The organism is Kocuria sp. CPCC 205260 (assembly GCF_040981045.1).
Classification (GTDB): Bacteria; Actinomycetota; Actinomycetes; order Actinomycetales; family Micrococcaceae; genus Kocuria; species Kocuria palustris.
In genome coordinates, this window is the sequence record NZ_JAVKPT010000116.1 from 1 (window position 1) to 512 (window position 512).

Annotated in this window: 1 protein-coding gene; it reads left to right on the forward strand. The window is 65.0% G+C overall.

Translation table 11 applies throughout. The features are described from left to right. Positions 1 to 191: 191 nt before the first annotated feature. Positions 192 to 512 (forward strand): HD domain-containing protein (locus tag RF645_RS13485; RefSeq protein WP_368819290.1); only part of this gene is annotated, 321 nt, incomplete at its 3' end.

A 512-nucleotide genomic window follows, 5' to 3' on the forward strand; every position in this document is an offset into this window, starting at 1 on the left:
CAGGCCGGGAAGAGCACACCGCGCTGAACGAGGCAGACCCAGGCGATCGTCGTTCACCCGGTGCCCCACCCCGCGGAAAGGCCCAGCAGCCGCCACTTTCACCCACTGTGACCAGTAGTGTATTGTTGCTTTTGTAATCGGGGTCGAGGCCCCACCTGCTGCCGCAGGCACTACTCCCGACAGGAACAGCCATGACCGCACTCATCGACCGCGCTCATTCCATGGCCACCGCAGCCCATGAAGGCCAAACCGACAAAGCCGGCGCCCCTTACATCGACCACCCCCGCCGCGTCAGCATCCGGGTATGCCGCTACGCCCCCGATGAGCTCACCGAAGCCGCCCAAGCAGTGGCCTGGCTCCACGACGTAGTAGAAGACACCCCCATCACCCTGCAGGAGCTCACCGAGCACTTCCCCCCAACCATCGTCGCCGCCGTTGACGCACTCACCCACCGCGCCCACGAAACCCGCGAAAACTACTACCAGCGCGTTGCCACCAACACCCTGGCCCGA